Annotated in this window: 19 protein-coding genes; 12 read left to right on the top strand and 7 right to left on the bottom strand. The window is 72.9% G+C overall.

Annotation, left to right across the window (positions count from 1 at the left end; genetic code table 11):
- Positions 1–18: 18 nt before the first annotated feature.
- The 4 genes from B082_RS0133275 to B082_RS0133260 all read left to right on the top strand — a co-directional run bounded on the left by B082_RS0133275 (position 19) and on the right by B082_RS0133260 (position 6458).
- A complete protein-coding gene (locus tag B082_RS0133275; RefSeq protein WP_018556104.1) occupies positions 19–2904 on the top strand; it encodes a glycoside hydrolase family 2 TIM barrel-domain containing protein in 2886 nt (961 codons plus the stop codon).
- A 145-nt stretch (positions 2905–3049) separates the two neighbouring features.
- Positions 3050–4129: a hypothetical protein gene (locus tag B082_RS0133270; protein ID WP_018556103.1), complete on the top strand. Its 1080-nt coding sequence runs from the start codon at positions 3050–3052 to the stop codon at positions 4127–4129.
- A complete protein-coding gene (locus B082_RS0133265) occupies positions 4126–5448 on the top strand; it encodes a hypothetical protein (RefSeq protein ID WP_018556102.1) in 1323 nt (440 codons plus the stop codon). Before B082_RS0133270 ends, B082_RS0133265 begins: the two co-directional genes overlap by 4 nt.
- A gap of 74 nt (positions 5449–5522) precedes the next feature.
- Positions 5523–6458 carry a pseudouridine synthase gene (locus B082_RS0133260; RefSeq protein ID WP_018556101.1) on the top strand — a complete coding sequence of 312 codons (936 nt, stop codon included), beginning with the start codon at positions 5523–5525 and terminating at the stop codon, positions 6456–6458.
- Positions 6459–6470: 12 nt separating this feature from the next.
- Here B082_RS0133260 and B082_RS0133255 read toward each other — a convergent pair whose 3' ends face one another.
- The 3 genes from B082_RS0133255 to B082_RS0133245 form a co-directional block, all read right to left on the bottom strand.
- Entirely contained in the window at positions 6471–7100 is a 630-nt protein-coding gene (locus B082_RS0133255) for an MBL fold metallo-hydrolase (protein WP_018556100.1), read from the bottom strand.
- Positions 7100–8185, bottom strand: a complete 1086-nt coding sequence (locus tag B082_RS0133250; protein WP_018556099.1) for an S-(hydroxymethyl)mycothiol dehydrogenase — start codon at positions 8183–8185, stop codon at positions 7100–7102. The genes B082_RS0133255 and B082_RS0133250 overlap by 1 nt, the downstream gene beginning before the upstream one ends.
- 104 nt (positions 8186–8289) lie before the next feature.
- A complete protein-coding gene (locus B082_RS0133245) occupies positions 8290–8991 on the bottom strand; it encodes a FadR/GntR family transcriptional regulator (RefSeq protein WP_026250443.1) in 702 nt (233 codons plus the stop codon).
- A gap of 142 nt (positions 8992–9133) precedes the next feature.
- On the opposite strand from B082_RS0133245, the gene B082_RS0133240 reads away from it, so the two are divergent.
- The 3 genes from B082_RS0133240 (at position 9134) to B082_RS0133230 (ending at position 11577) form a co-directional block, all read left to right on the top strand.
- Complete coding sequence (locus B082_RS0133240) at positions 9134–9643, top strand: gluconokinase (protein ID WP_018556097.1); 510 nt, start codon at positions 9134–9136, stop codon at positions 9641–9643.
- Positions 9644–9654: 11 nt separating this feature from the next.
- Positions 9655–11052, top strand: coding sequence for a GntP family permease (locus B082_RS0133235; protein ID WP_018556096.1), 1398 nt, complete (start codon positions 9655–9657; stop codon positions 11050–11052).
- Between the two features lie 81 nt (positions 11053–11133).
- Positions 11134–11577, top strand: a complete 444-nt coding sequence (locus B082_RS0133230; RefSeq protein ID WP_018556095.1) for an ASCH domain-containing protein — start codon at positions 11134–11136, stop codon at positions 11575–11577.
- 51 nt (positions 11578–11628) lie between these two features.
- On the opposite strand, the gene B082_RS0133225 is transcribed toward B082_RS0133230, so the two are convergent.
- Positions 11629–12876, bottom strand: coding sequence for an FUSC family protein (locus B082_RS0133225; RefSeq protein WP_018556094.1), 1248 nt, complete (start codon positions 12874–12876; stop codon positions 11629–11631).
- A 122-nt stretch (positions 12877–12998) separates the two neighbouring features.
- Positions 12999–14654, bottom strand: a complete 1656-nt coding sequence (locus tag B082_RS0133220) for an FAD-binding dehydrogenase (protein WP_018556093.1) — start codon at positions 14652–14654, stop codon at positions 12999–13001.
- A 190-nt stretch (positions 14655–14844) separates the two neighbouring features.
- On the opposite strand from B082_RS0133220, the gene B082_RS0133215 reads away from it, so the two are divergent.
- The 4 genes from B082_RS0133215 to B082_RS0133200 are packed head-to-tail and all read left to right on the top strand — an operon-like array spanning position 14845 to position 17051.
- Positions 14845–15738, top strand: a complete 894-nt coding sequence (locus tag B082_RS0133215) for a DMT family transporter (RefSeq protein WP_018556092.1) — start codon at positions 14845–14847, stop codon at positions 15736–15738.
- 47 nt (positions 15739–15785) lie between these two features.
- Positions 15786–16304, top strand: coding sequence for an NUDIX domain-containing protein (locus tag B082_RS0133210; protein WP_026250442.1), 519 nt, complete (start codon positions 15786–15788; stop codon positions 16302–16304).
- A gap of 43 nt (positions 16305–16347) precedes the next feature.
- Positions 16348–16743, top strand: coding sequence for a YidH family protein (locus tag B082_RS0133205; protein ID WP_018556090.1), 396 nt, complete (start codon positions 16348–16350; stop codon positions 16741–16743).
- Positions 16740–17051: a DUF202 domain-containing protein gene (locus B082_RS0133200; RefSeq protein ID WP_018556089.1), complete on the top strand. Its 312-nt coding sequence runs from the start codon at positions 16740–16742 to the stop codon at positions 17049–17051. The genes B082_RS0133205 and B082_RS0133200 overlap by 4 nt, the downstream gene beginning before the upstream one ends.
- A 19-nt stretch (positions 17052–17070) precedes the next feature.
- On the opposite strand, the gene B082_RS0133195 is transcribed toward B082_RS0133200, so the two are convergent.
- Entirely contained in the window at positions 17071–18015 is a 945-nt protein-coding gene (locus B082_RS0133195) for an NADP-dependent oxidoreductase (protein WP_018556088.1), read from the bottom strand.
- A gap of 49 nt (positions 18016–18064) precedes the next feature.
- Positions 18065–19369: a glucarate dehydratase family protein gene (locus tag B082_RS0133190; RefSeq protein ID WP_026250441.1), complete on the bottom strand. Its 1305-nt coding sequence runs from the start codon at positions 19367–19369 to the stop codon at positions 18065–18067.
- A gap of 154 nt (positions 19370–19523) precedes the next feature.
- On the opposite strand from B082_RS0133190, the gene B082_RS0133185 reads away from it, so the two are divergent.
- Positions 19524–20546, top strand: a complete 1023-nt coding sequence (locus tag B082_RS0133185) for a phosphotransferase family protein (RefSeq protein ID WP_018556086.1) — start codon at positions 19524–19526, stop codon at positions 20544–20546.
- The last annotated feature ends 6 nt before the right edge of the window (positions 20547–20552 follow it).

Below are 20552 nucleotides of genomic sequence, written 5' to 3'. Positions count from 1 at the left end.
AACCGACCGAGGAGACGCATGAGCCGCAACGACACCGACTCGCTGCCCTGGTACGAGAATCCGGCCCCCGGCACCGGCACGCTGGCGCCGCGTTCCTGGTACGCGGCGTCCGACGCCCGGCGGCTGTCCCTGAACGGCCGGTGGGACTTCCGCCTCTCGCCCGCCGCCGGGACCGAGGACGAATCGTTCGCGCGGCCGGAATTCGACGCGTCGGCGTGGACGTCGGTTGCCGTACCGGGGCACTGGGTGCTCCAGGGCGCGGGCGGGGCGCCCGCGTACACGAATGTCGTCTATCCGTTCCCGGTCGATCCGCCGCGCGTGCCGTCCGAGAATCCGACCGGTGACCATCTGCGGACCTTCGAGCTGCCCGCCGGATGGCCGGACGAGGGGGAGACCGTACTGCGGTTCGACGGGGTGGATTCGTGCGCCCGGGTCTGGCTGAACGGTGTGGAGCTGGGCGACTTCAAGGGCTCGCGGCTGCCGCACGAGTTCGCCGTGGGCCGCCGTCTGCGGCCCGGCGCCAACGTCCTGGCCGTACGGGTGCACGCCTGGTCGTCCGGCAGCTATCTGGAGGACCAGGACCAGTGGTGGCTGCCGGGCATCTTCCGTGACGTGACACTGCTGCACCGCCCGCCCGGCGCACCCCGGGACTTCTTCGTGCACGCCGGATACGACCACCGCGACGGCTCCGGGACGCTGCGCGTCGAGTGCGAGGGGGCCGAGGGGCGGGTCCTGGTGCCCGAGCTGGGCGCCGACGTCGCGACGGGCGACACGGTGACGCTGCCGGTCGAGCCGTGGACCGCCGAGACGCCCCGGCTGTACGCGGCGGAGCTGGTGACGCCCGGCGAGCGGATCGCGCTGCGCATCGGGTTCCGTACGGTCGCCGTCCAGGACGGTGCCATCACCGTCAACGGGCGGCGGCTGCTCCTGCGGGGCGTGAACCGGCACGAGTTCCACCCGGAGACCGGCCGGACCGTCGATGCCCGGACCATGCGGCGCGACCTGGTGCTGATGAAGCGGCACAACGTCAACGCCGTACGGACCAGCCACTATCCGCCGCACCCCGCCTTCCTGGACCTGTGCGACGAGCTGGGGCTGTGGGTGATCGACGAGTGCGACCTGGAGACCCATGGCTTCGCCGAAGTGGGCTGGCGGGGCAACCCGGTCGACGACGCCCGCTGGACGCCCGCGCTGCTGGACCGGGCGGCCCGGATGGTCGAGCGGGACAAGAACCACCCCTCGGTCATCATCTGGTCGCTGGGCAACGAGTGCGGCACGGGCGCCGGTCTGGGCGCGATGGCCCGGTGGATGCGGGGCCGGGACCCGGAGCGGCTGCTGCACTACGAGGGCGACCCGTCGTGCGCGGACGTCGATGTGTACTCCCGGATGTATCCGACGCATGCCGAGGTCGAACGCATCGGGAAGCGGACCGAGGAGCCGCTCGCCGACGCGGAGCTGGACGCCGGGCGGCGGGCGATGCCGTTCGTCCTGTGCGAGTACGGGCACGCCATGGGCAACGGTCCGGGCGGACTGAGCGAGTACCAGCGGCTGTTCGAGCGGTACGAGCGGTGCCAGGGCGGCTTCGTCTGGGAGTGGATCGACCACGGACTCGCCCACCCGGAGCTGGGCTTCGCCTACGGCGGCGACTTCGGCGAGGAGCCGCACGACGGGAACTTCGTCTGCGACGGCCTGCTCTTCCCCGACCGCATCCCCTCCCCCGGTCTCATCGAGTACAAGAAGGTCATCGAACCGGTGCGCATCGCCCCGGGCGCGACGGCCGGCGCCTTCACCGTCACCAACGGGTACGACTTCACCGGGCTCGGCCACCTGGAGTTCCGCTGGTCGCAAGAGGTGGACGGCGCGCTCGTCGCCTCCGGCACGCTGGCCGTGCCCCCGCTCGCCCCCGGAGCCTCGGCCGACGTGGCGCCGGACGCGGCGGGCGACGGGCTGTGGACGGTGCGGGCGGTGCTCGCCGATGACACCGGCTGGGCCGGGCGCGGGCACCTCGTGGCGTGGGGCCAGGCGGAGGTCGGCACCCCGCCCCGCCCGGCACCGGCGACCGGGGCGCGCCCCGCGCCGTCGGGGAGCACGGTCACGCTCGGCCCGGGTGTCTTCGACGCGGCGACCGGGGCGCTCCTGCGCGTCAGGGACGTCCCGGTGGAAGGGCTGCGACTGGACGTGTGGCGGGCGCCCACCGACAACGACAACGGGGCCCCGTGGCAGCCGGACGAACGGTACGGGCGGCTCTGGCGGGAGTGGGGGCTGCACCGGATGCGCCACCGCGCCGACGCGGTGGAGACGGGCGCGGACGCGCTGACCGTACGCACCCGGGTGGCGCCGGCCGGCCGGGACGTGGGGCTGCGCACCGTGTACCGGTGGACGGCGGACGGGGACCGGCTCGGGCTGACGGTGTCGGTGGTGCCGGAGGGCGACTGGCGGGTGCCGCTGCCCCGGCTCGGCGTCCGGTTCGCGCTGCCCCCGGCGTACGACGCGGTGCGGTGGTTCGGCGGCGGGCCCGGCGAGGCGTACCCGGACACGCGGGCGGCCGCGATGCTCGGGCAGTGGGCCCGGGGGGTGGACGCGCTCCAGACCCCTTACGTCCGGCCGCAGGAGAACGGGGCGCGGGGCGATGTGCGGTGGGTGGAGCTGACCGGCGACGACGGGCGCGGGCTGCGGGCCGCGGGCGGTGCGCCGTTCTGGTTCACCGCGCGGCGCTGGACGAGCGAGGAACTGGACGCGGCGGAGCACCTGACGGATCTGGTGGCCGGGGACCGCGTCCACGTAGGCCTGGACCACGCGGTGCAGGGCATCGGTTCGCAGTCGTGCGGGCCCGGCGTGCTGCCCGCGTACCGGCTGGAGGCGGCGCCCGCGGAGTTCTCGTTCGTGTTCTCGCCGCTGGGCTGACGCTCCGGGCCCGGCCCCGCGCGCGGAATCGGCAACGGCGACCGTTCTGTGGCGGGTTGGGCCCGCGCCCCGCTTCCCCCGCCTGATCGATGGCGTCGTAGCATCGGCGTTTTGTGCGATCTTCGCTTTCGCAAGGGGGAATGTGATGGGCAGCGGCCGCAGGCGGCGGACCACGATCGTCGCCGGGGTGGTGGCCGGCGCGGTGCTCGCGACCGGCATCGGCCTGTGGGCGACGGACAGTTGGCCCTTCCGCGACAGTTACTGCTGGGGGGCCTGGGAGCAGAACAGCGGTGCGTCCTTCCTCGGCGACGACGCGCTCGGCAAGTCGGGGTCCAAGCGCGCGTCGACCGAGTCGGCGGCACCCTCGGCCGCCCACCCGCGGGGTACGTGCACGGTGTACGTGACCTCCGAGATCGAGGACGACGACTCCGACGAGCCGCTGACCTTCAAGGAGTCGGTGACCCTGGAGTACGGCCCGGTCCCCGCCGCCGCCAAGGACCGCCGGGACTGGCTGGCCCACTTCTTCCACGGTTCGGCCTCCCCCCTGCCGGACGGACTCGACGGTCTGGTCGCGGCCGACCGGGCGATGCTGGTGCTGCCGTCGAAGTGCGACGAGGGCGGCGCGGCGACCGTGGTGACGATCCGCAGCGAGAGCACGGGCGACGGCCACCTCGGCAAGGTCGCCATGCCCTTCTCGATCGGCACCCGTCCGGCTGTCGGCCGGATGCTGCTCGACGCCGCCAACACCGGTATGGAGAAGGCGGGATGTGCATCCGCACAGCCTCTGCGCACCAGCTCGCCGATGGTGACGGTGGCCGAGCGCGACGAGCGGGCCGCAAGCCCGCTGTGCCGGATTCCGGGGGTGACCTTCGACTTCGGTGAGGGCTCGCGCTACTACCAGCAGGTGGGCGCGGTCACCGACGGGCTCCAGACGTGTTCGGTGGTGTGGAAGACGCTGCGGATGCCCGACGAGCCGTCCGCGCAGTACGTGATGACGAACCGGCCCCGGATGGCCGATCTGTTCCGGGGCCTGCCCGAGGGCTCCGCCCAGGGCCTGGTGCGGCTGCGCTGCGACGGCCGGCCGACGGTGTTCTACGGGCATGTGGAGACGGGCCTCAAGGGCCGGGGCCGGCCCGACGACCGGCGGGTGTTCGACAGCTTCGTCGACTCCGTGAGCAAGCGCATCGGGTGCGGGGACAAGAGCGGGAGCGGTGAGGACGCGTGAACGAGGAGACGCACGAGGGACAGGGCCCCGAGGGGGAGAGCGAGGACAAGCCCGTGACGGACGCCCAGGACGGGGCCGTGGCGCCGGGGGCCGCCCCCGAGGACCCCGCCGCCCCCGAGGACCCCGCCGCCCCCGGGAGCCCCGCCGCCCCCGAGGACCCCGCCGCCCCCGGGAGCCCCGCCGTAGCCGAGGACCCCGGCGCCCCCGGACCGGAGGGCCCTCGGCCCTCGTTCGTCCGCCGTCTGCTGCGCAGCCGTACCGTCCGCGCGGTCACCGCCGCCGCCGTGGCCGGGGCGCTCGTGGGGGCCGGTGCGGTGGCCTGGCGCACGGACACGCTGCCGCTGCTCGGGCCCGCGCCCTGCTGGGACTCGCTCGGGGACGGCTCCATGAAGTCGCTGTTCGGCGACCGCAGGACCGAGGTCGACGAGCAGGCGCTGCAGACCGACCCGATGGGCGACGGCGGGGCGTACGGCCAGTGCCGCATCACGAGTTACGAGGGCGACCGGGCCCGCCGCCAGGTGACGCTGAACGTGCGCCGGCTGGACGGCCTGCGGGGCACCGACTCGCAGCGCTGGCCCAGCGAGTTCCTCGCCGCCGACATGGTCCGGCTCGGCGACGGGCTGCCCGGCATGGTGTCCGCCTCGCGCGCCTGGATCGCGCTTCCGCAGGCCTGCACGGGGCGCGAGGAGTTCACCGGGCCCACAGTGGTGGACATCGGCATGGGCCGGGCGGGCTTCGAGGTCTCCTCCGAGTACACCCTGAAGGACCGCAACGCCCTGACCGGCGCCCTCCTGGACGCGGCCAACGGTGTCATCAAGTCGTTCGGCTGCACCGGCACGTACCAGGAGCCGCGCACCCTGCCCGCGCCGGTGCAATGGGACGGAACCAAGGCGTCCGCCTTCTGCGGGATCAAGGGCCTGACCCTTCCCCAGGCCTACCGCGAGGAACTGAGGCAGGTGCGCGTCGGCGGCGAGGGCGGCCCTGCCCGGGTCTGCGAGGCGGGGACCAGCTCCCGGGAGTCCTCCGTGCGGCTGACGACGGTGGTGGACCCGGCGCTCTCGGAGATCTTCGGCTGGGACTCGCTGCGCTCCGGCGCGGTCGTCAGGGGCACCGGGGGCTACGGCAAGGTCGGCGCGAACCGGGCCGTGTACAGGGCGGTCTGCCAGACCGGTCCCGTGATGCTGATCGTGGAGCAGCTGCGCCCGGTGGGCAAGGGCAGCCGTTTCACGTTCACCAGTGACCTGCTGGCGGACTATGTGGCGGCGGAGTCCGAGCGGATCGGCTGCGGCCCGCAGCAGCTGAGGGACGCCGAGTCCTGAGGCCCGTACGGCCGTGAAATGATGCCCGGCACCATGAGAACAACCAGCTTGCCGGTGCCGGGCGGGGGCCCCGGGTGAGGGGCCGGGCGAAGCCGCCGCCTTCGCCGCTCCCCCAGCGCGACGGCGTCGACCCGGTCCGGGTGCGGCTCCCCGAAGACCCGGACGGGCGGTGGGCGACGGTCCGCGACCATCTGCTGGACCGGTTCGCCGGGGCGATCGGCGCGGACCGGGTGGATGCGCTGCTCGACGGGGGCCGGATCGTGTCGACGGCGGGCCCGGTGTCCGGCGACGAGCCGTACGCGGCGGGCCGCCACCTGTGGTTCCACCGGGACTTCGCGCCCGAGGAGCCGGTGCCGTTCCCGGTCGCGGTGGTGTACCGGGACGAGCACCTGGTCGTCGCGGACAAGCCGCACTTCCTGGCGACGACCCCGCGCGGCCGGCACATCACCGAGACGGCCGTGGCCCGGCTCCGCCGCGAGCTGGACCTGCCGCTGCTCCAGCCCGCGCACCGGCTGGACCGGCTGACCGCCGGGCTGGTGCTGTGCGTGGTGCGGCCCGGGGAGCGGGGCGCGTACCAGACGCTGTTCCGGGACCGGCTGGTGCGCAAGGAGTACGAGGCGGTGGCCCCGTACGACCCCGGTCTCGTCCTGCCGCGCACCGTGCGCAGCCGCATCGTGAAGGAGCGCGGGGTGATCGCCGCCCGCGAGGAGGCGGGCGAGCCGAACAGCGAGAGCCGGATCGAGCTGCTGGCGCACCGGGCGGGTCTCGGCCGCTACCGGCTGCTGCCCGCCACCGGGCGCACGCACCAGCTGCGGGTCCATATGAACGGCCTGGGCGTGCCGCTCGTCCATGACCCGGTCTACCCCGTGCTGCGGCCGGACGCCGCGCCGGGCGACTTCTCGCGTCCGCTGCAACTGCTGGCCCGGGTGCTGGAGTTCACCGATCCGGTCACGGGAGAGCCGCACCGCTTCGAGAGCGGGCTGCGGCTCTCCGCGTGGCCGGAGGGCTGAGCGGCCGGGCGGTCAGTGGCCGCGGGCGATCCACTCGTCCAGGTGCGGGGCCTCGGCGCCGATGGTGGTGGAGTCGCCGTGTCCGGTGCGGACGGCGGTCTCCGGGTCCAGGGTGAGCAGCCGGTCCCTGATCGAGTCGACGATCACCGGGAAGGACGAGAAGGACCGGCCGGTGGCGCCGGGCCCGCCCTGGAAGAGCGTGTCACCGGTGAAGACGGTGGCGAGCCCCGGGGCGTACAGGCAGACCGCGCCGGGGGCGTGTCCCGGGGTGTGCAGGACGGTGAGCGTGGTGCCCGCGACGGTGATCTCCTGGCCGTCGGCCAGTTCGCCGTCGGGCGCCCGGTCGGGGTGGGTCCGCTTCCACAGCGGCAGGTCGTCGGGGTGCAGCAGGATCGGCGCTCCGGTGGCGTCGGCGAGCGCGGGGGCGGCGTCGATGTGGTCGTTGTGCGCGTGGGTGCAGATGATGGCGCGCAGCCTGCGCCCGCCGAGCGCGTCCTCGATGGCGGCGGCGTCGTGGGCGGCGTCGATGACGACGGCCTCGGTGTCGTCGCCGACGATCCAGACGTTGTTGTCGACATCCCACTCGCCGCCGTCGAGGGCGAAGGTGCCGGAGGTGACGAGGTGGTCGATGCGGGCGGCCATCAGAGGACCACCACCGAGCGCAGGACATCGCCGTCGTGCATCCGGCCGAAGGCCTGCTCGATGTCGCCGAGGCCGATGGTCTCCGTGACGAACGCGGCGAGGTCGAGGCGGCCCTGCTGGTGGAGGTCGATCAGCATCGGGAAGTCGCGGGAGGGCAGGCAGTCGCCGTACCAGGAGGACTTGAGCGAGCCGCCGCGGCCGAAGACGTCGAGCAGCGGGAGTTCGAGCTGCATCTCGGGGGTGGGGACGCCGACCAGGACGACGGTGCCGGCGAGGTCGCGGGCGTAGAAGGCCTGCTTGTACGTCTCCGGGCGGCCGACGGCCTCGATGACGACATCGGCGCCGTTGCCGCCGGTCAGCTCGCGGATGGCCTCGACCGGGTCGGTGGAGCGGGAGTTGACGGTGTGGGTGGCGCCCATCGACTTCGCCGTCTCCAGCTTGCGGTCGTCGATGTCCACGGCGATGATCTTCGCCGCGCCGGCCAGCCGGGCGCCCGCGACCGCCGCGTCGCCGACGCCGCCGCAGCCGATGACGGCGACCGAGTCGCCGCGGCCGACCTGGCCGGTGTTGATGGCGGCGCCGATGCCCGCCATGACGCCGCAGCCGAGGAGTCCGGCGACGGCCGGGGAGACCTCGGGGTCGACCTTGGTGCACTGGCCGGCGGCGACGAGGGTCTTCTCGGCGAAGGCGCCGATGCCGAGGGCCGGGGAGAGTTCGGTCCCGTCGAGGAGGGTCATCCTCTGCTTCGCGTTGTGCGTGTCGAAGCAGTACCAGGGGCGCCCGCGCAGACAGGCGCGGCACTGGCCGCACACGGCACGCCAGTTGAGGATCACGAAGTCGCCCGGCGCCACGTCGGTGACCCCGTCGCCGACGGACTCCACGACGCCCGCGGCCTCGTGGCCGAGGAGGAAGGGGAACTCGTCGTTGATGCCGCCCTGCTTGTAGTGCAGGTCGGTGTGGCAGACGCCGCACGCCTGGATCCTGACCACGGCCTCACCGGGGCCGGGGTCCGGAATGACGATCGTCTCGACGCGTACCGGTTCGTTCTTTCCCGGTGCGATGACCCCTTGTACGTGCTGCGGCATTCCCGTGGACTCCCTTTTCCCGACTCTTCGCTGAGACCGGTCCTCCCGGATTCGTCCGGGATCGATCACGGGCAACGGTACGCCGTGCGGGGGCCCGGCCGGCCTCAGGGCGCGAGAACGTCCAGCTCGTGCAGGGCGCCGACCGCGATCTCCTTCGTCAGCCGCTCCGCTTCGGCCGCGTCGCCCCCGCGCACGGCTTCGGCGAGCCGGACGTGCAGGGTGACGGCGGCCGGGTCGGGGTCCTCGAACATCACCTGGTGGTGGGTGCGGCCGGCCAGGACCTCGGCGACCACGTCGCCCAGGCGCGCGAACATCTCGTTGCCGGAGGCGTTGAGGACGACGCGGTGGAAGGCGATGTCGTGGGCGAGGTAGCCCTCCAGCTGCTGGCCGCGTGAGGTGGCGACCATGCCGAGGGCGCGTTCGGTCAGCTCGGCGCACTGCTCGGGGGTGGCGTTGCGGGCGGCGAGCGAGGCGGCGACCGGTTCGATCGCCGAGCGCAGGACGGTCAGGGAGCGCAGCTGGCGGGGTCGGTCGGCGCCGGCCAGCCGCCAGCGGATGACCTGGGGGTCGTACACGTTCCACGCCTCGGCCGGCCGTACGGTCACGCCGACCCGGCGGCGGGACTCGACCAGGTGCATGGACTCCAGGACCCGGATCACTTCCCGGACGACGGTGCGCGAGACGTCGAAGCGACGCGCGAGTTCGTCCGTACGCAGGACCTGGCCCGGCCGGTGCTCACCCGCGGCGATCTCCTTGCCCAGGGTGTCCAGCACATGCGTATGGAGCCCCGGGGCAGGTGTGGTCATGGCCCCAGGGTACGGGGGACCCTCCGGCACATAAAAGTACGACGTTTACATCACAGCATCTTGAATAAGTCGTACGTATGCGTTTCAGTAGCGCGACGAACCGATGTCGAGGGAGACATCGAAGAGACAGCGAGGCACCGTAATGAGTACCCCCCACGTCGTCGTGGTGATGGGCGTCGCAGGGACCGGCAAGACCACGATCGGTCCCCTGCTCGCCGCCGCACTGGGAGTTCCCTACGCCGAGGGCGACGACTTCCATCCCCCCGCGAACATCGCCAAGATGTCGGCCGGCACCCCGCTGGACGACGCGGACCGGTGGCCGTGGCTGGACGCGATCGGGCAGTGGGCGCACGGCCGGGCGGGGCTCGGCGGGGTCGTCAGCAGCTCGGCCCTCAAGCGCGCCTACCGCGACCGGCTGCGCGCCGGGGCCCCGGGTGCCGTCTTCCTGCATCTGACCGGCGACCGGTCCCTGATCGAGGAGCGGATGGCGGGCCGCAAGGGCCACTTCATGCCGACCGCCCTCCTCGACTCGCAGTTCGCCACCCTCCAGCCCCTGGAGGACGACGAGGCAGGCGTCGCCGTGGACGTCTGCGGCACCCCCGAAGAAATCACCCAGCGAGCCGTCGCCGCGCTGCGCCGGCTCAAGAACTGAGGATCACCACCGTGACCAGTCTCAGCGTCGAGACGCTGGCAGCGGACGCCGTCGAACCGATCACCTCGGCCGGCAACGCGCAGTTGGGCATCGCCGTCCTGGCGGGCATCGCCGTCATCGTCCTGCTCATCACCAAGCTCAAGATGCACGCGTTCCTCGCGCTCACCATCGGCTCGCTGGCGCTCGGTTCGTTCGCCGGCGCCGCGCCGGCGAAGACGATAGCCAGCTTCACCGCGGGCCTCGGCTCGACCGTCGCCGGCGTCGGCGTCCTCATCGCGCTCGGCGCGATCCTGGGCAAGCTGCTGGCGGACTCGGGCGGCGCCGACCAGATCGTGGACACGATCCTGGCGCGTACGGGCAAGCGGGCCATGCCGTGGGCGATGGTCCTCATCGCCTCGATCATCGGCCTGCCGCTGTTCTTCGAGGTCGGGATCGTCCTGCTGATCCCGGTGGTGCTGCTCGTCGCCAAGCGCGGCAACTACTCCCTGATGCGCATCGGCATCCCCGCCCTGGCCGGCCTGTCCGTGATGCACGGGCTCATCCCGCCGCACCCCGGCCCGCTGGTCGCGATCGACGCGCTCGACGCCAACCTCGGCGTCACGCTGGCCCTCGGCGTGGTCGTCGCGATCCCGACGGTGATCCTGGCCGGCCCGGTCTTCTCCCGCTACGCCGCCCGCTGGGTGGACATCCAGGCACCGGAGAAGATGATCCCGCAGCGCCCCTCCGAGGACCTGGACCGCCGGCCCGGCTTCGGCGCGACCCTCGCGACGATCCTGCTGCCCGTCGTCCTGATGCTGATCAAGGCACTTGTCGACATTGTGGTGGACGACCCCGAGCAGGGGCTCCAGAAGGTCACCGACGTCATCGGCTCGCCGCTGATCGCGCTGCTCGCGGCCGTGCTCGTCGGCATGTTCACGCTGGGCCGGGCCGCCGGGTTCACCCGGGCGCGGCTCTCCACCACGGTGGAGAAGTCCCTCGCCCCGATCGCCGGTGTGCTGCTCATCGTGGGCGCGGGCGGCGGCTTCAAGCAGACGCTGATCGACGCCGGGGTGGGCGAGATGATCCTCGACTTCTCGGAGAACTGGTCGATCCCCGCGCTGCTGCTGGGCTGGCTGATCGCCGTGGCGATCCGGCTCGCGACCGGTTCGGCGACCGTGGCGACCATCTCGGCGGCCGGTCTGGTCGCCCCGCTGGCGGCCGACATGTCGACCTCGCACGCGGCGCTGCTGGTCCTCGCCGTCGGTGCCGGCTCGCTCTTCTTCAGCCATGTCAACGACGCCGGTTTCTGGCTGGTGAAGGAGTACTTCGGCATGGACGTCGGCCAGACGGTGAAGACCTGGTCGGTGATGGAGACCATCATCTCCGTCGCCTCGCTGGTCTTCATCCTGCTGCTGTCGCTGGTGCTGTAGCCGGGGCCGTCCGGCCGGGTGCTCCGGCCGGACGGCGCCCGCGAGTCCGGCGTCCGCCGCGGTGGATGCCAGACTTGCGCCATGGAGAACCGCGAAGCGCTCAAGCCCTGCCTCCTCGCCTTCCCCGGGCCGCTGCGCGACCAGCTGGTCGCCGCGGTCCTGGACGGCCGGAAGGTATCGACCTCGGGCCTGCTCCTGGAGTACGAGACCGAGAACGAGGAGCTGCCTCCGGTCGGTGAGCGTTCCGCCCTCATCGACTCGGACGGCAAGGAGACCGCGGTGCTCGAAGTGACCGAGGTCCGCGTGCTGCGGCTCGCCGACGTCGACCTCCAGCACGCGCTGGACGAGGGCGAGGGCTACGCGTCGGTCGCCGAGTGGCGGGCCGGCCACGAGCGCTTCTGGCACAGCGACGAGATGCGCGAGGCGCTCGGCGACCCGGAGTTCACCGTGGACGACGAGACCATGATCGTCGCCGAACGGTTCCGGGTCGTCGAACGCCTCGGCCCCGACGGCGACCGGGCCTGAGCCGGCCCGGCGGGCCTGAGCCGGCCCGGCCCGAGCCCGGCCCGGCGGGCCTCACCGCGCGCCGTTCTCGGCCCCCTCCCGGTCCACGTGCTTGACCAGGCCCAGCCGGCGGCGGATCGTGAGCAGCCGGGGATGGCGTTCGTGCAGGTCGGCCGAGCGGCGGTCCAGCTCCTGGCCCAGGCGCTCGGCGCGCTTCTCGATGTCCAGCTCGTCCAGGATGCGGTCCACCTCGGCGAGCAGCGCCCCGTGCAGCTGCCACTTCCTGGGGTGCTCCTGGACCGCGGCCAGCAGCATGTCCGCCACCCGGTCGCGGGTCTCCCGGCTGGTGGTGAGCGCTTCGGTGAGCCGGTCCTCGGCCTCCTCCGCGCTGGCGGCCACCGGGGTGGTGATGAGCAGCGAGAAGCTCTCGATGGCCCCCGCCATCTGTTCGAACAGTTCCGTGATGTGGGCGGCGACCTCGGCCGGGAAGAGCGGTTCGTCGACCCGGTCCTTGGCCAGGTCGGTCAGCGTCCTGGACAGCACCCGGACGACGACCGCGCAGATCTCCAGCGTGTCCAGACCTGTGCGCAGCACCACGCGGTGCAGCAGCCCCTGCCGCACCCTCGGGTTGAGCATGAGGCTCTCCTCGGCCTGCCGCAGCGAGGCGTCCACCTCCACGATGTCGTGGTCGAGGCGGCGGGCCCGGTGCAGCCGGTCGGCCGCCTCCGGGACGGTGACCGGGCGGGCGAGGTCGCTGCCGAGGTCGCGGAACATCTGCCCCATCTCGCGGGCCAGTCCGTCGATGGAGGTCCCGGCCGTCTGCACCCAGACGGGCGGGGCGAACAGCAGGTTGAACAGCAGGCCCACACCGGCGCCGATCAGCGTCTCGAACACGCGCTCCCACGCCATGTTCGTTCTCGCGGCCACCGAGGTGACGCCGAGGACGAGCATGGCGCTGATCGCCACCTCGGGAACGAATTCGTCGACCCGGACCAGTCTGCCGATGATCAGCGCCGTGAAGATGGTCAGCCCCAGGCTCCACCAGGACAGGCCGACCAGGGAGCTGAAGCCGCTCGCGATGAGGACGCCGACGATCACGGCGGTCACACGCTTGACGGACATGTTGACGGTGGCGTAGAGGGTCACCTGGACGACGAGCAGCGCGGTGAGCGGCGCGGTCAGCGGTGCCGGTTCGCTCAGCGTCGCGGTCGCCACGGCATAGGCGATCACCGCCGCGCCCGTGGAGCGCAGGGTCTGCGCCGCCACGGGCTCGGTGGTGCGCCGGACGAGGTTGATGACGGGTTCGGCTACTCCTGGCATCTTCTTCCCATGCCCGCATCCGGCGTCTCACCACGGTCCGGGGCCAGGAACCCCACCGGACGGACGCGCGCGGGCCGCGGAACGCCCGTTCGCAGGCCCGCGAACGGGCCGCCGGACAGGCCCTAGCCGACGGCCTTCGCGGCCGCGCGGCCCGCGGCGCGGCCGGAGAATATGCAGCCGCCGAGGAAGGTGCCCTCCAGCGACCGGTAGCCGTGCACCCCGCCGCCGCCGAAGCCGGCCGCCTCCCCCGCCGCGTACACCCCGGCGAGCGGGGTGCCGTCCGCGGTCAGGACGCGTGAGGACAGATCCGTCTCCAGGCCGCCGAGCGACTTGCGGGTCAGGATGTTCAGCCGGACGGCGATCAGCGGACCGGCCGCGGGGTCGAGGATGCGGTGCGGCGCCGCGGTGCGGATCAGCCGGTCGCCGAGGTAGCTGCGGGCGCCGCGGACCGCGGTGACCTGGAGGTCCTTGGTGAAGGGGTTGGCGATCTCCCGGTCGCGGGCGGTGATCTCGCGGCGCAGTTCGTCCTCGTCGATGAGTCCGTCCCCGGTGAGCGCGTTCATGCCGCGCACGAGGGCGCCGAGGTCCTTCTCCACGACGAAGTCCGCGCCGTTGTCCATGAACGCCTGGACGGGGCCCGGCACGTCCGCGCGGGCCCGCCCGATCACGTCGCGGATGGACTTGCCGGTCAGATCGGGGTTCTGCTCGGAGCCCGAGAGCGCGAACTCCTTCCCGATGATCTTCCGGTCCAGCACGAACCAGGTGTACTCGTGGCCGGTGCGCATGATGTGTTCGAGGGTGCCCAGCGTGTCGAAGCCGGGGAAGAGGGGGACGGGCAGCCGCTTGCCGCGCGCGTCCAGCCAGAGCGACGAGGGGCCGGGCAGGATGCGGATGGCGTGCTTGTCCCAGATCGGGTTCCAGTTCTCGATGCCCTCGGTGTAGTGCCACATCCGGTCGCGATTGATGTGGTGGGCGCCCGCCTCCTCGGCGATGCCGAGCATCAGCCCGTCGACGTGCGCGGGGACCCCGGAGAGCATCTTGGCCGGCGGGGTGCCGAGCCGTTCGGGCCACTGCTCGCGTACGAGGTCGTGGTTGCCGCCGATGCCGCCGGAGGTGACGATCACCGCCTGGGCCCGCAGCTCGAAGGTGCCGGCGCTCTCCCGGCCGCTGGCGGTTCCGCGCGGGGCGGCGCTCGGCTCCAGCACCTCGCCGGTCACCGTGTCGATGGCGCCCCCGGTGCGGGCGAGGCCGGTGACGCGGTGGCGGAAGCGGAAGGTGACGAGGCCCTTGGCGACGCCCTCGCGCACCCGGCGCTCGAAGGGGGCGACGACACCGGGTCCGGTGCCCCAGGTGATGTGGAAGCGGGGGACGGAGTTGCCGTGGCCGGTCGCGTCGTAGCCGCCGCGTTCCGCCCAGCCGACGACGGGGAAGAGCCGCAGGCCCTGCGCGCGCAGCCAGGCACGCTTCTCGCCGGCGGCGAAGTCGACGTACGCCTCGGCCCACTTGCGCGGCCAGTGGTCCTCCTCGCGGTCGAAACCGGCCGTGCCCATCCAGTCCTGGAGGGCCAGTTCCGGGCTGTCCTTGATCCGCAGCCGGCGCTGTTCGGGCGAGTCGACGAAGAAGAGGCCGCCGAAGGACCAGTGCGCCTGGCCGCCGAGCGACTGCTCGGGCTCCTGGTCGAGCAGGATGACCGAACGCCCCGCGTCCACGAGTTCCGCGGTGGCGACGAGCCCCGCGAGCCCTGCCCCGATCACGATCACATCAGCGTCGTACGCCATGGCTTCCATCCTTGTCGGGGCCGAGGGTGCGTGACCGGACCCACCGAAGTTACTCGTGCGTCAGATCTTGGGCACCGCCCGTCCCCGCGTCAACCGCCCCGGTCGGCCGCGCTGCCGCCGCACCGGCCGTATCCAGGCGCTATCGTCGAACCACATCACCCTCTTCCGGCCTGACGTGGGGTGGAGAAGCGTGTCGGTGCTGGTCCTCGTGCTCGCCGTGGCTGCCGCCTGCTGCCTGGGCTTCGGCTTCGTGCTCCAGCAGGCCGCCGCCGCCCACGCGCCCAAGCGCGACTACCTGACGTTCCGGCTGCTGCTCGACCTGATGAAGGTGCGCAGCTGGCTGGCCGGTATCGGTCTGATGGTCTGCGGCATGGTGCTGGGCGCCCTGGCCCTGGGCAAGGGCGAGGTCTCCCTCGTGGAACCGCTCCTGGCCACCAATCTGCTCTTCGCGATGACCCTGTCCCGGCACCGCACCGGCCAGCGGCTGGGCCGGCAGGGCTGGGCGGGGCTCTGGCTGCTGGCCGGCGGGGTCGCCGCGTTCCTGCTGGCGGGCGAGCCGAGGGGCGGCCAGGCGGTGTCCAGCCCCCTGCGACACTGGCTGGTGGTGGGTGTGGTGGCGGGCCTGGCCCTGCTGCTCACCGCCTTCGCCAAGCGCGCCCGGTCCACCGCTTCCCCCGCGCTGCTCGCGGTGGCGGCCGGACTGCTCTACGGACTCCAGGACGCGCTGACCCGGGTCAGCGGGCAGCGTCTGTCGGACGCGGGCTGGGCCGGCCTGGTGACGGCCTGGCAGCCCTACGCGGTGATCGTGCTCGGGGTGACGGGGCTGTTGCTGGTGCAGAGCGCGTTCGAGACGGGCCCGCTGCGGATGTCGCTGCCCGCTCTGACGGCGGCCCAGCCGCTGGCCGGGATCGCCTGCGGGATCGGGTTCATGGGCGACCAGGTGCGGACCGATACGGGCGCGCTGGCCTGGCAGGCCGTGGGGCTCGCGGCGATCGTGACCGGGATCGTGCTGCTGGGGCTGCATCCGGCGATGCCCGAGGGGCCGGTGGGCGGGCGCCGCTCGCAGAGCCTCCAGCCGCGCTGAGCGGACGGGGCGCAGGGGCGCCGGGGGTCTGCGGTTGGATGGCGGGCATGACACCTTCTGACGAGATCCTGGACATCGTCGACGAGAACGACGTGGTCGTGGGGCGGGCCCCGCGCGGCGAGGCGACGGCCCGGGGGCTGCGCCACCGGTGCGTCTTCATCGAGGCCCGGGACGCCGAAGGCCGGATCTTCGTGCACCGCAGGACCGCCACCAAGCTGGTCTTCCCCTCCCACTACGACATGTTCGTCGGCGGGGTGGTCGGCGCCGGGGAGAGCTACGACGAGGCGGCACTGCGGGAGGCCGAGGAGGAGCTGGGCGTCTCGGGGCTGCCCCGCCCGGAGCCGCTGTTCAAGTTCCTCTACGAGGGCGGCCGGCACACCTGGTGGTCGTCCGTCTACCGGGTCCGGTGCGAGCTGCCGGTGCGGCCGCAGGTGGAGGAGGTCGCCTGGCACACCTTCCTGGACGAGGAGGAGCTGGAGGGGCGGCTCGACGACTGGCTGTGGGTGCCGGACGGCCTCGACTGCTACCGGCGGCTGCGGGCGTTCCGGGAGCGGGAGGTGTCCTGAACGGTTCGGGAGTGTGCGAGAAGTTGGCGGATAGGGTCCACTCGTGAACGAATTCGTACAGAGTCTGCGGCTGTGGTTCGCACCGCAGCGCATCCGCGACGAGGGCGACACCCCCGACTACCGCTTCTCGCTCGCCAACGAGCGGACCTTCCTCGCCTGGATACGGACGGCTCTGGCGCTGATCGGCGGGGGTTTCGCGGTCGACCAGTTCCTGCCGGGGCTGTCCTGGGGGGTGCGCGCCGGCCTGGCGCTGGCCCTGCTGGCGGCCGGGGTGCTGTGTGCGCTGCGGGCCGTCAACCACTGGGTACGGTGCGAGCGGGCGATGCGGCGCGGCGAGGATCTGCCGGTCTCCCGGTTCCCGACGCTGCTGAGCCTCGCGGTCGCGGTGGTGGCGGTGGCGATGGTGGTGGTGGTCCTCTTCGGCTGGGAGGGCCGGTGACCGCCGGGGAGCGCGACCCGGGTCTCCAGCCGGAGCGGACCCGGCTGGCGTGGCGGCGTACGACGCTGTCCTGCACGGTGGCGGCGCTGCTGGCCGGCAAGCAGGCGCTGCACGGCGGAGCGACGGGCGCCGGGATTCTCGCCCTGGCGCTGAGTGTGCCGGCCTGGCTGGGGTTCCTGTGGGTCGCCAACCGCCGGGTGCAGGCCATGAGCGGCGCACGGCCGCGCCCGCTGGAGGCCGCGGGCGCGGTGACGGCCGCCGCCTGCACGATCGCGCTGGCGGTGTTCGCGGCGGCCACGCTGTTCTGACGGGCGGCCGGCGGGGCGGTCAGCCTTCCGGCGTGTCCCAGTCCACGGTGACGACGATCTTTCCGCGGGTGCGCCCCTCGGCATTCAGCCGGTGGGCCTCGGCCGTCTCGGCCAGCGGGAAGACCCGGTCGACGTGGACCGAGACGATGCCCTGTTCGGCCAGCTCCGCCAGGTGTGCCAGGTCCTGGGCGTCGGGCCGGACGAACGCGTACCGGCCGCCGTAGGAGAACACCTCGGTGTCCACGATCGAGGCCAGCCGTCCGTCGGGGGCGAGCGTCTCGGCGGATACGCGCAGGGCCTCGCCGCCCACGGTGTCGAACGCGGCGTCGATCCCGTCGGGTGCCAGGGCCCGCAACCGCTCCGCGAGCCCGTCGCCGTACTCCACGGGTTGTGCGCCGAGGGTGCGCAGGTGCTCGTGGTTGCGTTCACTGGCGGTCCCGATGACCCGGCAGCCGGCGTGCCGGGCCAGCTGTACGGCGAGCGAGCCGACGCCGCCGGCCGCCGCGTGGACGAGGACGGTGTCGCCCTCGCGGACGCGCAGGGTGCGGTGGAGCACCTGGTAGGCGGTGAGACCGGCCAGGGGCAGGCCGGCCGCCTCCTCGAAGCTGAGGCTCAGCGGTTTGCGGGCGAGGGTGCGCACGGGCGCCGCGACGTATTCGGCGAAGGTCCCCCGGCTCAGGAAGTCCTCCCGCACATAGCCGATGACCTCGTCACCGACCGCGAACTCGTCCACGGCGGCCCCGGGCTGCACGACGACCCCGGAGACGTCCCAGCCGGGGATGACCGGAAAGACGGTGTCGAGGAGACCGTCCAGGTTGCCTTCCCTGGCCTGCCGGTCGACCGGGTTGACCGCGGCGGCCCGCACCTTCACCAGGACGGTGTCGGGGCCGACCTTGGGGTCGGGCCGCTCTCCGTACTCCAGGACGCCGGCATCGCCGAAGCTGCTGTAGCTGATCGCCTTCATGGTTCGACCCTCAAGGCGGGCCGGGGCGTCCGCAACTCAGCCGGGGCCGTCACCAGCGCGGGATCGGCGGCCTGGCCCACCCCGGCTCGGCCCTGCGCATGGCGGCGGCGTCGTCGCGCTCGCGCATCGTGCCGTCGTCGTCGAGCCAGCGGCGGTGCAGCGCGGCCAGCCGGTCCCGGTCGAGTTCGACACCGAGGCCGGGGGCGTCGCGGACGGTGAGGTGGCCGTCCTCGAAGACATGGCGGGTGGTGATGACGTCCTCGCTCTGCCAGGGGTAGTGGCTGTCGCAGGCGTAGTCGAGGTTGGGGACGGTGGCCGCGACGTGCGTCATGGCGGCGAGGCTGATCCCGAGATGGGTGTTGGAGTGCATCGAGAGCCCGACGCCGAAGGTGCGGCAGATCCCGGCCAGCTCACGGGTGCGGTGCAGCCCGCCCCAGTAGTGGTGGTCGGAGAGGACGACCTGTACGGCGTCCCGCGCGAACGCCTCCGGGATCTCGGCGAGGGTCGTGACGCACATGTTCGTGGCCAGCGGCACGTCGGTGCCCGCCGCGACGGCGGCCATCGGCCCGGTGCCGCTCGCCGGGTCCTCCAGGTATTCCAGTACGCCCTTCAGCTGCTCGGCGACGTACAGCGAGGTCTCCACGGACCAGGCGCCGTTGGGGTCCAGGCGCAGCGGCCGGCCGGGGAACGCCTCGGCGAGCGCGCGGACGGCCGCGATCTCCTGGTCGGGCGGGAAGACGCCGCCCTTGAGCTTGAAGGAGGAGAAGCCGTACGCGCGGGCGAAGCGCCGGGCCTGGGCGACGACTCCGGCCGGGTCGAGGGCCGCGCCCCAGTCGTCGCGCTCGCCGCCGTCCGGGTGGGCGGCCCAGCGGTAGAAGAGGTACGCGCTGTACTCGACGCGGTCGCGGACCTTGCCGCCGAGCAGCGCGTGCACCGGCAGGCCGAGGGTCTTGCCGAGCGCGTCCAGGCAGGCCACCTCGAAGCCGGAGACCACCGAGAGGCGGAGCTTGTCGGAGGTCTGGACGCCGCGCAGCCCGCCCGCGTCCACCCGCTCGCCGGCGGCCCGCTCGCCGGCCGCCCGTGAATCTCCGCACACCTCGTCGGCCAGGGCGAACAGCCCGTTCACATCGCTGACCGGCCGTCCGCGCAGGGCCGCGGCGAGGGGGGCCGCGAGCGCGAGGTAGGTGCCGTCGCCGTAGGTCTCCCCGACGCCGGTCACCCCGCCCCGGGTGACGACCTCCACGACCAGCCTGGGGGTGTACGGCTGATGGACGCCCTGGGTGTTGAGGAGGGGCGGGTCGGCTATCAGGATCGGGGTGAGCCGGACTTCGTCGATCAGCAACGTCGTATCCATACGTGAACTCTATTCAGGGACGCGATCGAGCACCAGAGGCGCGTCAGCCGCGGCGACCGGAGTTCGCGCATCCGGTTACGGGAGTTCACTGGACGACATACCGACTGGTCGGCATCATAAGACCGACCGTTCACCCAGTCCGGAGGTACGCACGATGAGCCACGTCCACCCGCCAGGTCTCGACCTCGACCGGTTGCGCGGGCATCTCGACCGCGAGCGTCCGGGGCTGGTGAACGGACCGCTCGACGCCCGGATCGTGGAGGGCGGCCGGTCGAACCTGACGTACGTCGTCACCGACGGCACCGGCCGCTGGGTCGTCCGCCGGCCGCCGCTGGGGCATGTGCTGGCCACCGCGCACGACATGAAGCGCGAGCACCGGGTGATCAGCGCCCTGCACCCGACGGCCGTCCCGGTCCCGGAGCCGGTGCTGCTGTGCGAGGACGAGAGCGTCATCGGCTCGCCGTTCTACGTCATGGAGTACGTCGAGGGCACCCCGTACCGCACGGCGGAGCAGCTGGCCCCGCTCGGTCCCGAGCGCACCCGGGCCGCGGTGCTCGCCCTGGTCGACACCCTGGTGGAACTGCACGCCGTGGACCCGCGCTCCGTGGGACTCGGCGACTTCGGGCGCCCCGACGGCTTCCTCGACCGGCAGCTGCGCCGCTGGGGCAAGCAGCTGGACGCCTCGCGCAACCGCGAGCTGCCCGGCATCGACGCGCTGCACGCGGCGCTCGGCCGGGAGCTGCCCGTGTCCCCCGCGCCCACCGTGGTGCACGGCGACTACCGCCTGGACAACGCCCTGATCGGCGCCGACGACGAGATCAAGGCCGTCCTGGACTGGGAGATGTCGACGCTCGGCGACCCGCTGACCGATCTCGGCCTGCTGGTGATGTACAGCTCCGACCTGGGCCTGCCCGAGTCACCCGTCTCCACCACCAGCGGCGCGGCCGGCCACCCCTCCCCCGCCGAGCTGATCGAGCGCTACGCCGCCCGGTCCGGCCGCGACACCTCCGCCATCTCCTGGTACACGGCGTTCGCCTGGTTCAAGCTCGCCGTGATCCTGGAGGGCATCCACTACCGCTACACCCTGGGCCAGACCGTCGGCAGCGGCTTCGACCGCATCGGCGACCTCGTCCCCGTCTTCATCGAGCACGGCCTCACCACCCTCCAGGAAGGCTGACCCACC

Origin of the sequence: Streptomyces sp. ATexAB-D23 (assembly GCF_000373645.1) — a bacterium.
GTDB lineage: Bacteria > Actinomycetota > Actinomycetes > Streptomycetales > Streptomycetaceae > Streptomyces > Streptomyces castrisilvae.
This window is presented reverse-complemented; position numbering and strand designations above follow the sequence as displayed.